Source organism: Bradyrhizobium sp. SZCCHNR1002 (genome assembly GCF_032381435.1).
In the GTDB taxonomy this organism is placed as follows: domain Bacteria; phylum Pseudomonadota; class Alphaproteobacteria; order Rhizobiales; family Xanthobacteraceae; genus Bradyrhizobium; species Bradyrhizobium aeschynomenes.
This window is the reverse complement of the sequence record NZ_JAUHIS010000001.1, coordinates 1,978,547-1,993,299: the sequence shown is the minus strand read 5'-3', so window position 1 is coordinate 1,993,299 and position 14,753 is coordinate 1,978,547. Positions and strand designations below refer to the sequence as shown.

Below are 14,753 nucleotides of genomic sequence, written 5' to 3'. Positions count from 1 at the left end.
CGGATCCGCTCAATCGAAGGCCACGCCGATCCGCTTGTCGTGGCTCCACACCGCGTGACAACGCCGCGTGAACTTGTCAGACGGGATCACCAGCGTGAACGCCTCGGGCAGGCCGACCGGGCTCACCACCTCGACCCGCGCACCCGTATCGGACATGTTGCGGACCATGCAATCGACCGCGCCGCCGCCGTCGAACGCCAGCCTGCCCTGCTTGAGCACCCGATGCCGGGGTGCGATCCGCTTCTCATCTGTCTCGCTCATGGCCGTAACCCGATGCCGGCTGACGCCGCCTTTCGTGTCAAAAGCGCGTAAAATAAATCAGGCCCGGGTTTCATTGAGATAAATCCGGCCCGCGAAGGCCGGACCGTCGTCTTTACGTTTCGTTAAGTCTCCGGAGCCACCCTTATCAGAGCATCGCAAAGGCGCTCGACACCATCGCCACCGGCTTGCCGTCGGATGCGCTCGTCAGCGTGACCCGGCCGAAGCTCATGGTCCGCCCCATCCGAACGACACGTGCATCCGCGATCACGTCGGCGGAGGCTATGGCGCGCATGAAATGCGTGGTCTGGTCGACGGTGGTCATGGGCCGATAGCCGCCGCTTGCCGTCACCATGGCGATCACCATCGCGGTGTCGGCAAAGGCCATCAAGGCCTGGCCGCAGACCACGCCATTGTCACGACATAGGCGTGAGGAGAACGGCATCCGCAGGATGGCCCCGGGCTCGCCCTGCGCCGATGGGGCGATGTCCTCGACCGCCAGAGCGAGATCCTTGATCCAGGGTGCGAACACGTCATCCAGGATGCGCCGCGCCTCGTCGAGGGTGAATTCCGGGGTGTCGTTCGGCACTGGCGGTGGTCCTCCGAGGTGTTGTCGCCGACAGGCTCCAGCGCAGGCCGGAGCGGCCGGCCGATGGCCGCCGGCTTGAAAAGGCCGGAGTTGAAATCCTATGATGAATGCCGGGGAGGCGACAGGTCCGGCGAGACGGCTGCGATACCCCGGGTTTGCGCCTGAACCTGGTTCCCTCAGACGGGGCATCCTGCAGACGTGGCATCCCGCAGACTTCGCATCCCGCAGACTTGGCGCAGGGCCATGCAATGGTATAAGGCGGCTTATACCGGGGAGTAACCAATGAAGAAGCTGATCGTGACGATGACGGTCGCCTTGCTGACCGGCTGGGCCGTTCCGGCGATGGCGCAGATGCCGAACATCAATCTTCTCGCGGATGGTCCGTCCAAGACCCCCGAGGAGAAGGAGGCGGAGGCCGCGCGCGACAAGGCCTACAAGGACACCATGCGCAAGATCCCGGATGCCAAGACAAGCTCCGACCCCTGGGGCAATGTGCGCGCTGCGGAACAGCCGAAGACGACCCCTCCGGTGAAGACCACGGCGGCCAAGAAGCCGAAATCCGGCGCCAGCACCAACTGAAGCGATTCGGCGGGCCAGACCCCCATCCTCCGGACTCGGATTCTGCGCAGTCTCGTCTATATTGACGAGGTTGCAGCGTGTCGGGAGTTCATCGATGGGGTTGCGCCCGCGGGACATCGCCAGCCGGATGGCGGCCCGGCGCCGGAAGGGCGACGGCCGCGAGGGCTACGTAAGCGATGGCTACGTGCGCGACACGTTCACCCTGCCGCGGGAGGAAGCGCGTGCCAAGGCGCGCGACTATCTGAGCCGCTATCCCAAGGCCGGCTATATGAGCGCCGTCGAAAGCTGGCGCGAGCTTCCCGATGGCGCCATCGAATTCACGATGCGGCGATTGCCGAGCGCGGACTAAAGCATGATCGGGAGAAGTGCGCAGCGGCTTTCCGAAGAGATCATCCGCAAACTACAACCGAAAGCGCGATGACGAATCATCCTGATCTCATCGCGCTTTAGACGCTGCTCACTCGCGCTCGCCGAGCAGCTTGCGGGTGTCGCGGTTGATGAAGTGAAGCCGGGTGCAGGCCTTGCAAACCACGGTTTCGTAAGCGCATGCGGGGTCGCCTGGCTTCGGCTCTTCCAGCCAATGCTGCACGTTCATCCCGGTCCGCGGACATTTGAAGATCAGATTACCCATACAAGTTTAAGTGTCTGCCAGGAGGGCAACTGACTACTTGATCTGGATCAAGGGCGCCTGCCGAAATGGCAGGCATTTGCAACAACTTACGCAGCCTTTGGTTGTTGATTGTTGCGCTCGCCATTCAGGGTCGGCGCGACGCGCGGACCGCAAGCCGCCGTCACGCCTGGTCGAGCGTCTCGGCCACGATGCGGATGCGAAAGACCGGCTGCCGCGTTTCGTCGAGCAGCTCCATCTGCCACTCGGAATTTTCGGCGAGCTTGCGCGAAATGCTGCTGGCCATGTCGGCGCACACAGTCGTCATCTCTTTCCAGGCTGCATTGCGATCGGCACACTCGGTGCCGTACTCGGACGCGCCTGAGAAGTGGCCGTTACGGATACGAAAGAAATAGAGCGGCATTGCCAAAACCGGTGAGCCCTGACCGCCCCAGGCCGCTGGGTTTGATGAACGCAGCGTAAATGGATGCGGAAACGCCCCTTGGATCAATTCCGGTAAAATACGGTCGCCAGTGGCGCCGCTCGCGATGGCCGCCAGGTGTCGTGGCTGCGAAAGCGCATGGCGTCGCGATTCCCGAGCCACCCGCGACGAATGAGCCTCGGATCGCCGCGATCCGAGGCTCGGGTCAACGTCGGAGCTTCCCGGCAGGGCAGTTCGGCAATGACAATTTCAATCTACTTCGTTACGCGCATGCTCACCTTGCGTCACATCAAGGTTGCAGGGCGAACGTGCGGTCTTTTGAGGGCGCGCATGTCGCGCGTCGAAGACCCGCTCAGGCACGACCGTGAGCCGGTAGACGACCTCCGTCGCGCCATCGACGGTTTCGAGCAGCGCGTCGCAGGCCGGGCAGCGGCGGTCTCCTGCAGCCCCGCGCTGCGAATGAAGCTCGATGCGCTGGAGGCCGGCTCTGCAGCAGCGGCAGGTGAGATCATCGCGTGTCATCGACATGATGATGCGTAACCGACGCGATCCGTTCCAGGTCGGCTGCGACAAAACGGCAGCTGCGCTGCTGATCAGTCCCCATGCGGGGGCGCGCAACGTCAAAAGCCCCGGACGCGGTCCGGGGCCTTCTTTCGGCGCGGATGGTTTCAGGGCCGTGCGCCTACGGGTGACAGAGCCTGCAGCCATTGCTGGCAGATGGCATTCGAGGGTGACGGCACATCACGCGCCAGTATCAGCCGGTGACATTCGCCAACCGTCATCGAAAACGAACAAACAAATTCGGGGCTGATCAATTCGTTGCGACGCCCGATGACCTGAATTTGTTACCACAACCAAAAGTTTATGACAATGGCCGTGGTTTGACGGTGACCCGGCCGCATATCGCGTGATCTCCATCACGTCCCGTCCAGGTGGCAGGACTTGTCGCCTTCTGATTGTGTCACGCATGCGGGGAACAGCAGCGCCATTTCATCCTGGACGAGCTGCTCGCCGATGGAGGTTCCTGTTGCCTGTCATGACCGCATGCACCGGCAACTCAAGGCCCCGCGGTATGATGGTCAACAGATAAAGAATGCAGGATCGTGTTCTCCTTGCCGAGGTCGGCAAGCCCGTAATCAATCATCGTCTTCGTGGTGCGCGCGAGGCCAGTCGCGGCCACGATCCTGCTGTGGAACTCGCTGCGACCGAGAGAGGTCGCGCGAGATCTAGGGATCGGCGAGAGCAGGTCGCTGCACGAAATCAGTGCGCGTGCTCATGTGATGAGCCGAACAAAAGTAGAAGGGTTGCGGGAACTTCGTTCTCGTCAGGAGAACCACGGAGCGTGCGGTCTACGCACGCGTGCAGAAGTCTGTTTGTTTGTCGTCTGCTTCAAGGAAAAGTTTTGACGAGCGTGATCGGGCCGACGATGGCGGCATTGAAGTCCGCGAGATGCTCGCTCGGAATCCAGTACTCCAGGTGGTCGCGCCCGCCGGCCTCGTGCACGTCGTAGCGATCGAGAAAATCTCGCCGCACCTCGAAGCGCAGCACATGACCACTGCTGCTGGCCGGCACGTTCCAGTCGCGCGCGATCTTCACCGCGTAGTCCTCGGTCAGCACGGGATAGAAGATGGGCTGCTCGGGAAGGCGCGGCGGAAATGCGCGCATGCCCGACGCTTCGATCAGCGCGAGTTCCTTCGGGCCGACCGGCCGCCACAGCGTCACGGTGGGCGCGGAATTGCTGTTCGACATGCGGTGCCCGGGCGATGCGAGTTGCTGCGAGTTCGAGAGGAAGCAAACCACGAGCCGCATGGCAAAGCTTGATGGCAAATACAATTCTTGGTTGAATTTCGGTTCGTCGCAGTCGAGGGAAGCGAGGCTCGATCGTGGGGATGGCCGGGTCGCAACCGGTGTCGCGGGTCGCGGTTCGGCCAGCCTGTCGCGACTTGGCTCGATCGCGCACCCCGGATCCTGCGCAGTCGCCGCTCCGGCTGTGTGATCGGCCGTCCATGCGACCGAGCCACTTGTGGCCTCTGCGAACGATCGGGAAAACGCGCAAGAACATATTGCGAACAAAGAACAGATGGAGTACATTCACCTCAAGATTGCTGGCCGACCTCGTTAACCGTTTGTCCATCCCGCGAATCCCCGCCATAAGGAGCGCCAATGTCCGCCACCGCCCTGCGTATCGTCGAAGGTTCCTCCATGGATAAGAGTAAGGCGCTCTCCGCAGCGCTGTCCCAGATCGAGCGTCAGTTCGGCAAGGGCTCGGTGATGAAGCTGGGCAAGAACGACCGCTCGATGGACGTCGAGACGGTGTCGACCGGCTCGCTCGGGCTCGACATCGCGCTCGGCATCGGCGGCCTGCCCAAGGGGCGTATCGTCGAGATCTACGGGCCGGAATCCTCGGGCAAGACCACGCTGGCGCTGCATACCGTTGCGGAAGCGCAGAAGAAGGGCGGCATCTGCGCGTTCATCGACGCAGAGCATGCGCTCGATCCGGTCTATGCGCGCAAGCTGGGCGTCAACATCGACGAGCTCCTGATCTCGCAGCCGGACACGGGAGAGCAGGCGCTGGAGATCTGCGACACCCTGGTGCGTTCCGGCGCGGTCGATGTTCTGGTCGTCGACTCCGTGGCGGCGCTGGTGCCCAAGGCCGAGCTCGAGGGCGAGATGGGCGAGTCGCTGCCGGGCCTGCAGGCCCGCCTGATGAGCCAGGCGTTGCGCAAGCTGACGGCGTCGATCAACAAGTCCAACACCATGGTGATCTTCATCAACCAGATCCGCATGAAGATCGGTGTGATGTATGGCTCGCCGGAGACCACCACCGGCGGCAACGCGCTGAAATTCTATGCTTCGGTACGCCTCGATATCCGCCGCATCGGCGCGATCAAGGAGCGCGACGAAGTGATCGGCAACTCCACCCGCGTGAAGGTGGTGAAGAACAAGCTGGCGCCGCCGTTCAAGCAGGTCGAGTTCGACATCATGTATGGCGAGGGCGTGTCCAAGATGGGCGAGATCCTGGATCTCGGCGTCAAGGCGGGCATCGTCGAGAAATCCGGCGCCTGGTTCTCCTATGACAGCCAGCGGCTCGGGCAGGGGCGCGAGAACTCGAAGACCTTCCTCAAGGCCAACCCCGACATGACCGCGAAGATCGAGGCTGCGATCCGCCAGAACTCCGGTCTGATCGCCGAGCAGATCCTGGCCGGCAACGCCGAGCGCGATGCCGACGGCGACGGCGAGGAGCCGGCGGAGGAGTAGAGCGAGCATCGCGGGCGCCGGGGACGTCGGTTTGACGACGTTCCGGCGCCCGTCGTTTGCCCATACGTCGCGCTCCGGTGGATTGGCCTGGTTCCTGCGGGTGCAATCCTTGACGCAGCGCGCGTCCCTTGAGGGATGACTTGTCTCCGGGGGCAAACAGGAGAATCCGTGTTTCCGGATCGCCGGATCTGCGCAGTCGATGAGGGGCGCAGGGCCTTCTGGCGGCGGTTTTCGCCGAAATCGATTGCGGGCGGCGCCGTGCGCCGGTCGTGCCATGACGGAGCCAAGCGGATGACAAGCCTCATTCTCACGGCCGACGACCCCGGCGCCGGTGCGCTACGAAGAGGCGGCTTTGCCGATCTGGTGGTGCCGATTCTGCATCGTTTCGTGTGGGGGCCTTTGCCGTCCGATGCGGATCTGTCGGCTTTTCTCGCCGGACGCCCGCCGCGTCAGAAGAGGGCGCACTGGTTGGATTTCGCCTCGCGGCGCGAACTGATGGCCGCCGGTGTGCGCAGCCAGGGTCTTCTCGAAGTTGTCGATCGTTGTGATCGTGTCGAGCTCTGGATGGACACCCGACCGAACGACCAGTTGGTGCTCATCTGGCTCTTGGATTATCTCCGCCATCACGCGGAGATCGCGAACAAGATCGTGTTGCGGCATGTCGATACACCGCTTCATGCACCAGCTTGGCAAATCGCCGAGCAGACGATGGGCATTGCAGTTTCACGCGAACATATGGAGCTTGGTCATCTCGCATGGCAGGCTTTTCGAGCGTCGACGCCGCAGGCCTGGTGCGATCTGTTGAAGCAGGATCTGAGTGCGTTGCCGCAGCTTCGGCGCTGCGTGCTGGAGATGCTCGATGAGCTTCCGGGGGCCGCGACGGGCCTTGGCGCGTCGGAACTGAGAATCCTCGAATTGCTGTCCGCCGGCTACGAGCGCCCGCTCGACGTGCTGCCTCCCTTTCGGGAGCGCTTTCAACGACGCGTGTTCGACTATTGGGAAGCGGGCGCGCTGCTCGACGGTCTGGCGCTGGCGCCGGTGCCCATGATTTCGGGCCTGGCCGAGTGGCCATTCTCGATCGAGATGCACCACGGCCGTGAACGTCTCGACCGCTACAAGGCGAGCACGCTTTCGCTCACGCCGCTCGGTAAGGCCATCCTTGCCGGCGAGGAGGACTTTACGGCCCACAATCCCATCCGGCGCTGGTGGGGCGGCACCGAATTGACCAACGCCAATCTCTGGCGCTGGCATGGCGTGCTGATCGCGCCGGACCCCGACACGGCTCACGTCATCGACTGTCGTGAGCCGTGGCAGGTGACCGATTGGAGCGGGCGCGAGGCAGCTTACTCCGCTGCCTGCGCGTAGTCGTCGACCGGCGGGCACGAGCACACCAGGTTGCGATCGCCATAGACGTTGTCGACGCGGCCGACCGGGCACCAATACTTGTCGGTGCGCGAGGTGCCCTCCGGGAAGCAGCCTTCGCTGCGCCGATAGGCTCTGGTCCAATCGTCGTCGGCGATGTCGTGCACCGTGTGCGGCGCGTGACGCAGTGGCGAGGCCTCGATCTTGAAGCGGCCCTGCTCGACCTCGGCGATCTCCTTGCGGATCGCGATCATGGCGTCGCAGAAGCGGTCGAGCTCGGCCTTGGACTCCGACTCGGTCGGCTCGATCATCAAGGTGCCGGCGACCGGGAAGCTCATCGTCGGCGCGTGGAAGCCGTAGTCGATCAGGCGCTTGGCGATGTCGTCGACTGTCACGCCGCTGGTTGGCTTCAGCGGGCGCGGATCGATGATGCATTCATGCGCGACGCGGCCGCGCTCGTTGCGGTACAGCACCGGGAAGTGCGGATCGAGGCGTGCCGCCACGTAATTGGCGTTGAGGATCGCGATCTCGGTGGCGCGGGTCAGGCCATCGCCACCCATCAGCAGCATGTAGATGTAGGAGATGGTCAGGATCGAGGCCGAGCCGTAGGGCGCGGCCGACACCGGGCCCACGGGGTGCGCGGTGGCGCCATCGGTGTTGGGATGACCGGGCAGGAACGGCGCCAGATGCGCCTTGACGCCGATCGGGCCCATGCCCGGGCCGCCGCCGCCATGCGGAATGCAGAACGTCTTGTGCAGATTGAAATGGCTGACATCGGCGCCGTAATCGCCGGGACGGGCGAGGCCGACCTGGGCGTTGAGGTTGGCGCCGTCGAGATAGACTTGGCCGCCATGGGCATGGACAATGTCGCAGATGTCGCGGATGTGCTCCTCGAACACGCCGTGCGTCGAGGGGTAGGTGATCATGATCGCCGCGAGCTTCTTGCTATGCGCCTCCGCCTTGGCCTTGAGATCGGCGAGGTCGACATTGCCGCCCGCGTCGCAGCCGACGACGACCACCTCCATGCCGACCATGTGCGCCGAGGCCGGGTTGGTGCCGTGGGCGGAGGAGGGGATCAGGCAGATCGTGCGATGGCTCTCGCCACGCGCGGCATGATAGCCGCGGATCGCCAAGAGGCCGGCATATTCGCCCTGCGCACCGGAGTTCGGCTGCAGCGACACCGCGTCATAGCCGGAGATCCGGCACAGCCAGTCCTCCAGCTCGGCGAACATGGTGTGATAGCCGGCGGCCTGGGCGCGCGGCACGAACGGATGCAGGCTGGAAAATTCCGGCCAGGTCAGCGGGACCATCTCGGTGGTCGCGTTCAGCTTCATCGTGCAGGAGCCGAGCGGGATCATCGCGCGGTCGAGTGCGAGGTCGCGGTCGGCGAGCTTGCGCAGATAGCGCAGCATCTCGGTCTCGGAGCGATGCGCGTGGAACACCGGATGCGTCAGGTACGGCCGTTGCCGCTTCAGCTCGGCCGGGACGGCGTCGCGCGCCTCGGCCTCGATCGCGGCGTAGGACAGCTCGCCACCGAAGGCGCGCCACACGGCTTCGACGACATCGGGCGTCGTGGTCTCGTCGAGCGCGATCCGCAGCCGGCTGCCGTCGCGGCCGAGATTGATCCGCTCGCCCTCAGCGCGGGCGATGATCGAATCGGACTTGGCGCCAGCCTCGGCGGTGATCGTATCGAAGAAGCTGTCACTTGCCGGAGCAAAGCCGAGCTTGCGCAGACCCGCCGCCAGCACCGCGGCGCGGCGATGCACATTGCGGGCGATCGCCTTCAACCCTTCAGGGCCGTGATAGACCGCGTACATCGCGGCGATCACCGCCAGCAGCACCTGCGCGGTGCAGATGTTCGACGTCGCCTTCTCGCGGCGAATGTGCTGCTCGCGGGTCTGCAGCGCCAGCCGATAGGCGGGGGCGCCGCGCGAATCCACGGACAGGCCGACGATGCGACCCGGCAGCGAGCGCTTCAGCGCATCGCGCACCGCCATATAGGCGGCATGCGGACCGCCATAGCCCATCGGCACGCCGAAGCGCTGCGCCGAGCCGATCGCGATGTCGGCTCCGAGCTCGCCTGGTGAGGCAATAAGCGTCAGTGCCAGCAGGTCGGCGGCGAGGATCGCCAGCGCCCCCTTGTCGTGCAGCTTGGCAATGGCGGTGCGCGGATCGCGCAACGCGCCGGTCGTGTCGGGATATTGCAGCAGGCCGCCGAACACCTCGGCGCTGTCGAGATCCTTGGCGGGATCGCCGACGATCAGCTGCCAGCCGAGCGGCTCGGCGCGGGTACGCAGCACCGCAAGGGTCTGCGGGTGCACGTTGTGGTCGACGAAGAAGGCCTTGGTCTTGGCGCGCGCCGACCGCTCGGCCAGCGCCATCGCCTCGGCCGCCGCGGTGCCCTCGTCGAGCAGCGAGGCGTTGGCGACGTCGAGCCCGGTGAGGTCGCAGATCATGGTCTGGAAGTTGAACAGCGCCTCCAGCCGGCCCTGGCTGATCTCGGGCTGATAGGGCGTGTAGGCCGTGTACCAGGCCGGGTTCTCCAGGATGTTGCGCTGGATTACCGCCGGCATGATCGTGCCGGAATAGCCCTGGCCGATCAGCGAGGTGAAGACTTGGTTCCGCGCCGCCAGCGCGCGCATGTGCGACAGCGCCTCGGTCTCGCTCAGGGCGGGGCCGATGTCGAGCGGGGCGGACTGCCGGATCGTTCCGGGCAGGGTCTGCGCCATCAGCTCCGCGACGCTCTTTGCGTTCACGGTCTCCAGCATCGCCGCGACGTCACGCGGCGAGGGACCGATATGGCGGCGGGCGAAGCTGGCGGCGGCATCATCGAGCGGCTTGAGCGGCGTGGTCATGAGCAATCCTCTATGCCTCGTCATGCCCCGCGAAGGCGGGGCATCCAGTAAACGTTGCTGTCGAGATCAAGCGGAGGGGGCGCGGCGTACTGGATCGCCCGGTCGAGCCGGGCGATGACAGTGGTGGGTGTTGCCGCACCGCCTTGTCTCACGCCGTGTGCGCCTTGTACGCCGCCTCATCCATCAGGCCGCCGAGCTCGGCCTTGTCGGCGATCTTGAGCTTGAAGAACCAGGCCTTGCCGTCGGCATCGGTGTTGACCAGAGCCGGCTCGTCGACGATCGCCTGGTTGACCTCGACCACCTCGCCGGTGATCGGCGCGTAGACGTCGGAGGCGGCCTTGACCGATTCGACCACGGCGGCGGCCTCGGTCTTCTTCAGCGCGCGGCCGACCTGCGGCAGCTCCACGAACACGACGTCGCCGAGCTGCGCCTGCGCATAGTCGGTGATGCCGATGGTGGCGACATCGCCCTCGATGCTGAGCCATTCATGGTCGGAGGTGTAGAGCGTGGTCATGGACGTCCTTCAGCGCTTGCAGGGTCAACGTTTGTAGGTGTTGGGAACGAAAGGCGAGGCGGCGACGCGCAGCGGCAGCCGCTGTCCGCGCACATCCGCGAACAGCTGGGTGTCCAGCGCGGCGAGGGCGGTCGGGACATAGCCCATCGCGACCGGCGCATTCAGCGTCGGGCCGAAGCCGCCGGAGGTCACCTTGCCGACCGGCTCAGTCGAGTCGGCGGTCGCGAACAGCGTTGCGCCCTCACGAACCGGCGCGCGTCCCTCGGGCCGGAGCCCCACACGACGACGCGCCGCGCCGCCGTCGAACTGCGCCAGGATCTTCGCGGCGCCCGGGAAGCCGCCTCCGCGCGCGCCGCCGCTACGGCGGACCTTCTGCACCGACCATTCCAGCGCGGCCTCCACCGGGGTCGTCGTGGTGTCGATGTCATGGCCGTACAGACAAAGCCCGGCCTCGAGCCGCAGGCTGTCGCGCGCGCCGAGCCCGATCGGCAGCACGTCCTTGTCGGACAGCAGCGCCTCGGCGAGCTGCTCGGCCTTGTCGGCCGGCACAGAAATCTCGTAGCCGTCCTCGCCGGTGTAGCCGGAGCGCGAGACGTAGCAGGCGAGACCGTCGACCATGCGCGGGCCCGAATCCATGAACCGCATGCCTTCGGCCTCTGCACAGAATTTCGTCAGCACGCTCGCCGCCTTCGGCCCCTGCAGCGCCAGCAGCGCGCGGTCGGTCAGCGGCTGGACCTCGCAGGCGTCGGACAGGCCGTCGCGTAGCAGCTGGATGTCGGCCTCCTTGCACGCGGCGTTGACCACCAGCACCAGGTGCTCGCCGAAATTCGCCACCATCAGGTCGTCGAGAATGCCGCCGTCCGCGTTGGTGAACTGGGCATAGCGCTGCCGGCCGGCCGGAATGCCGATGATGTCCTGCGGCACTAGCCGCTCCAGCGCAGCCGCGGCGTCGGCGACGTTACCGGATTTCGGCACCAGCGCGACCTGGCCCATGTGGGACACGTCGAACAACCCGGCCGCGGCGCGGGTATGGAGGTGCTCCTTGAGCACGCCGGGCGCGTATTGCACGGGCATCTCATAGCCCGCGAACGGCACCATCTTGCCGCCGAGGCTGACATGCAGCGCGTGCAGCGGCGTTCGCTTGAGGGAAGAGGAGAGAGTAGCAGCCGGTTCAGCCATCAGGGGTCCTCGCGCGGTTCCTCGGGACCAGTCCCGAAAAACGCTACCGAAGCCCCATCTGTCGCTGTGCCTGAGAGTATTATCCCGTCGGCGGACGCCTCCCGGGGTCAGGCCCGGCCAGCGCCTCTTTCCAGATGCAGTTGAAGTCGCGAGGGTCCTTTTGCCTGAGAGTTTCCGGGGCGGTTGCTCCTTCGGCGCCGGCCCCTGAAGTTCAAGCTGAACCTCAAGAGACGGTCTCTCCCGACGCGACTGTCGTCAGTCCGGCGACAAAACACCAGCTCACCGGATGTGTCAACGCGTCACCATGGCTTTCAACCAGCTTTAGGAGCCGTGCAGCAACCCCATGATGTTTCTGCACAGTTTCTGGACACGCGAAGTCGGCTTGTCTAAAAGCATTCCCTCAGAATTCACGGACTTCTTCGATTGGATTGCTATGAGCGGCGTCAACGAGATCAGGTCGACCTTCCTCAATTTCTTCGCCGCGAACGGCCACGAGATCGTGCCGTCCTCGCCGCTGGTGCCGCGCAACGACCCGACTTTGATGTTCACGAACGCCGGCATGGTGCAGTTCAAGAACGTCTTCACCGGCGTCGAGAAGCGGCCGTACCACCGCGCCACCACGTCGCAGAAATGCGTCCGTGCGGGGGGCAAGCACAACGACCTCGACAATGTCGGCTATACCGCCCGGCACCACACCTTCTTCGAGATGCTCGGCAACTTCTCCTTCGGAGACTACTTCAAGGAGAACGCCATCGAGCTCGCCTGGAAGCTGGTCACCAAGGAGTTCGGCCTCCCGAAGGACAAGCTGACCGCGACCGTCTATATCGACGACGACGAGGCGTTCGGGCTGTGGAAGAAGATCGCGGGCCTCCCTGAGTCGCGCATCATCCGCATCGCCGGCTCGGACAATTTCTGGCAGATGGGCGACACCGGCCCGTGCGGTCCGTGTTCGGAGATCTTCTACGACCACGGCGACAAGATCTGGGGCGGCCCTCCGGGCTCACCGGAGGCGGATGGCGACCGCTTCATCGAGATCTGGAACCTCGTGTTCATGCAGTACGAGCAGCTCGAGGGCGGGGTCCGCAATCCCTTGCCGAAGCCCTCGATCGACACCGGCGCCGGCCTGGAGCGCGTCGCCGCGGTGCTGCAAGGCAAGCACGACAATTACGACATCGATCTGTTCGTCGCGCTGATCCGCACCATCGCCGACCTCACCAACGCCGACCCTCAGGGCCCGCAGAAGGCGAGCTTGCGCGTCATCGCCGACCACCTGCGCGCCTCGTCGTTCCTGATCTCGGACGGCGTGCTGCCGTCGAACGAGGGCCGCGGCTACGTGCTGCGCCGGATCATGCGCCGTGCCATGCGCCACGCCCAGCTGCTCGGCGCGCGCGAGCCGTTGATGCACAAGCTGGTCGGCGCGCTCACCCGCGAGATGGGCCAGGCCTATCCGGAGCTGATCCGCGCCGAGGGGCTGATCAAGGAGACCCTGCGGCTGGAGGAGACCCGCTTCCGCAAGACGCTGGAGCGCGGCCTCGCCATCCTCGACGAGAAGTCGGCCTTGCTCTCCAAGGGTGACATGTTCGACGGTGATGTCGCCTTCACCTTGTACGACACCTACGGCTTCCCGCTCGACCTGACCCAGGATGCGCTGAAGTCGCGCGGCATCAGCGTCGACCAGGCCTCCTTCACCGACGCGATGGAGCGGCAGAAGGCGAAGGCGCGCGCCGCCTGGGCCGGCTCGGGCGAGGCGGCCACCGAGACCGTCTGGTTCCCGCTGCGCGAGAAGCTCGGCGCCACCGAGTTCCTCGGCTACGACACCGAGACCGCCGAAGGCGCGGTGACCGCGCTGGTCAAGGACGGCGCCGCCGTCGACAGCCTCAAGGCCGGCGAGAGCGGCGTGATCGTGCTGAACCAGACGCCGTTCTACGGCGAATCCGGCGGCCAGGTCGGTGACACCGGGTTGATGACCGGCGACGGCGTCCGCGTCCGCATCACCGACACCCAGAAGAAGGCCGGCGACCTGTTCGCGCATATCGGCACGGTGGAGCAGGGCACGCTCAAGCTCGGCACCGCGCTGCAGCTCGACGTCGATCACATCAGGCGCTCGGCGATCCGCGCCAATCATTCGGCGACCCACATCCTGCACGAGGCGCTGCGCCAGGTGCTCGGCGACCACATCGCCCAGCGCGGCTCGCTGGTCTCGCCCGACCGCCTGCGCTTCGACTTCGTGCATCCGAAGCCGATCACGCCGGATGAGCTCGCCCGCGTCGAGGACATCGCCAACGACGTCGTGCTGGAGAATGCCGAGGTCACGACCCGGCTGATGGGGCTCGACGACGCCCGCGAGGCCGGGGCCCGCGCGCTGTTCGGCGAGAAATATGGCGACGAGGTCCGCGTCGTTTCGATGGGCAATGCCGCGCGCGACCATGGCACCAACGCCATGGGCTGGTCGGTCGAGCTGTGCGGCGGCACCCACGTGAAGCGCACCGGCGACATCGGGCTGATCGCGGTGACGTCCGAGAGCGCGGTGGCGTCCGGCGTCCGCCGCATCGAGGCGCTGACGGCGCGCGGCGCGCGCGCCCATGCCAATCACAATCTCTCGCTCGCCAAGGCGGCCGCGGCCGAACTGCGCACCACGGTGGACGAGGTGCCGGCGCGCATCACGGCGCTGATGGAGGAGCGCAAGAAGCTCGAGCGAGAGCTGTCGGATGCGCGCAAGAAGCTCGCGATGGGCGGCGGCGCGGCGGCGGGCGGAGCCGCCTCCGGCATCCGCGAGGTCTCAGGCATCAAGTTGATGGCCCGTGCGGTCGATGGCGTCGAGGTGAAGGATCTCAAATCGCTCGTCGACGAGGCCAAGAAACAGCTCGGCTCCGGTGTGGTCGCTATCGTCGGCCGCAGCGAGGACGGCAAGGCCGGCGTCGTGGTCGGCGTGACCGCCGATCTCACGTCGCGCTTCAACGCAGTGGAGCTGGTGCGGGCGGCGTCCGAGGCGCTGGGCGGCAAGGGCGGCGGTGGCCGCCCCGACATGGCCCAGGCCGGCGGCCCCGACGGATCCAAGGCGGAGGCTGCGCTGGCCGCGATCGAGAGCGCGATCGGCCGGGACGGCTGAT

At 65.6% G+C, this 14,753-nt stretch carries 14 protein-coding genes and 1 riboswitch; of the genes, 6 read left to right on the top strand and 8 right to left on the bottom strand.

Annotated elements, in window-relative coordinates:
- Positions 1–9: 9 nt before the first annotated feature.
- Together QX108_RS08880 and QX108_RS08875 are read right to left on the bottom strand one after the other, a co-directional pair.
- Positions 10–261 (bottom strand): PilZ domain-containing protein, encoded by a 252-nt coding sequence (locus tag QX108_RS08880; protein WP_172114368.1) that lies wholly within the window; start codon positions 259–261, stop codon positions 10–12.
- 145 nt (positions 262–406) lie between these two features.
- Positions 407–847, bottom strand: a complete 441-nt coding sequence (locus QX108_RS08875; protein WP_315779698.1) for a PaaI family thioesterase — start codon at positions 845–847, stop codon at positions 407–409.
- 282 nt (positions 848–1,129) lie between these two features.
- Here QX108_RS08875 and QX108_RS08870 point away from each other — a divergent pair, with 282 nt between their 5' ends.
- Together QX108_RS08870 and QX108_RS08865 are read left to right on the top strand one after the other, a co-directional pair.
- Complete coding sequence (locus QX108_RS08870; protein ID WP_172114366.1) at positions 1,130–1,426, top strand: hypothetical protein; 297 nt, start codon at positions 1,130–1,132, stop codon at positions 1,424–1,426.
- Between the two features lie 94 nt (positions 1,427–1,520).
- Complete coding sequence (locus QX108_RS08865; RefSeq protein WP_315720997.1) at positions 1,521–1,775, top strand: hypothetical protein; 255 nt, start codon at positions 1,521–1,523, stop codon at positions 1,773–1,775.
- A 108-nt stretch (positions 1,776–1,883) separates the two neighbouring features.
- On the opposite strand, the gene QX108_RS08860 is transcribed toward QX108_RS08865, so the two are convergent.
- Both QX108_RS08860 and QX108_RS08855 read right to left on the bottom strand, forming a co-directional pair.
- Positions 1,884–2,057, bottom strand: a complete 174-nt coding sequence (locus QX108_RS08860; protein ID WP_006610147.1) for a hypothetical protein — start codon at positions 2,055–2,057, stop codon at positions 1,884–1,886.
- 160 nt (positions 2,058–2,217) lie between these two features.
- Entirely contained in the window at positions 2,218–2,457 is a 240-nt protein-coding gene (locus QX108_RS08855; RefSeq protein ID WP_315779700.1) for a DUF6894 family protein, read from the bottom strand.
- Positions 2,458–2,805: 348 nt separating this feature from the next.
- Here QX108_RS08855 and QX108_RS08850 point away from each other — a divergent pair, with 348 nt between their 5' ends.
- On the top strand, positions 2,806–3,015 hold the full coding sequence (locus tag QX108_RS08850; protein ID WP_315779702.1) for a hypothetical protein: 210 nt from the start codon (positions 2,806–2,808) through the stop codon (positions 3,013–3,015).
- A gap of 849 nt (positions 3,016–3,864) precedes the next feature.
- Here QX108_RS08850 and QX108_RS08845 read toward each other — a convergent pair.
- Positions 3,865–4,158 carry a hypothetical protein gene (locus QX108_RS08845; protein WP_315780551.1) on the bottom strand — a complete coding sequence of 98 codons (294 nt, stop codon included), beginning with the start codon at positions 4,156–4,158 and terminating at the stop codon, positions 3,865–3,867.
- Positions 4,159–4,638: 480 nt separating this feature from the next.
- On the opposite strand from QX108_RS08845, the gene recA reads away from it, so the two are divergent.
- Together recA and QX108_RS08835 are read left to right on the top strand one after the other, a co-directional pair.
- Positions 4,639–5,733 (top strand): recombinase RecA, encoded by a 1,095-nt coding sequence (gene recA / locus QX108_RS08840; RefSeq protein WP_315720995.1) that lies wholly within the window; start codon positions 4,639–4,641, stop codon positions 5,731–5,733.
- A gap of 168 nt (positions 5,734–5,901) precedes the next feature.
- Positions 5,902–7,098, top strand: coding sequence for a DUF1835 domain-containing protein (locus QX108_RS08835; RefSeq protein WP_315799397.1), 1,197 nt, complete (start codon positions 5,902–5,904; stop codon positions 7,096–7,098).
- Here QX108_RS08835 and gcvP read toward each other — a convergent pair.
- From gcvP to gcvT, 3 genes are all read right to left on the bottom strand, one after another.
- A complete protein-coding gene (gene gcvP, locus QX108_RS08830; protein ID WP_315779707.1) occupies positions 7,077–9,950 on the bottom strand; it encodes an aminomethyl-transferring glycine dehydrogenase in 2,874 nt (957 codons plus the stop codon). The two genes, QX108_RS08835 and gcvP, sit on opposite strands and share 22 nt — an antisense overlap.
- 148 nt (positions 9,951–10,098) lie before the next feature.
- Entirely contained in the window at positions 10,099–10,464 is a 366-nt protein-coding gene (gcvH, locus tag QX108_RS08825; protein ID WP_172134542.1) for a glycine cleavage system protein GcvH, read from the bottom strand.
- Between the two features lie 24 nt (positions 10,465–10,488).
- Positions 10,489–11,643 carry a glycine cleavage system aminomethyltransferase GcvT gene (gcvT, locus tag QX108_RS08820; protein WP_315779710.1) on the bottom strand — a complete coding sequence of 385 codons (1,155 nt, stop codon included), beginning with the start codon at positions 11,641–11,643 and terminating at the stop codon, positions 10,489–10,491.
- A gap of 142 nt (positions 11,644–11,785) precedes the next feature.
- Positions 11,786–11,896: riboswitch (glycine riboswitch) on the bottom strand.
- A gap of 180 nt (positions 11,897–12,076) precedes the next feature.
- Here gcvT and alaS point away from each other — a divergent pair.
- Complete coding sequence (alaS, locus tag QX108_RS08815; RefSeq protein WP_315779712.1) at positions 12,077–14,752, top strand: alanine--tRNA ligase; 2,676 nt, start codon at positions 12,077–12,079, stop codon at positions 14,750–14,752.
- Position 14,753: the final 1 nt, after the last annotated feature.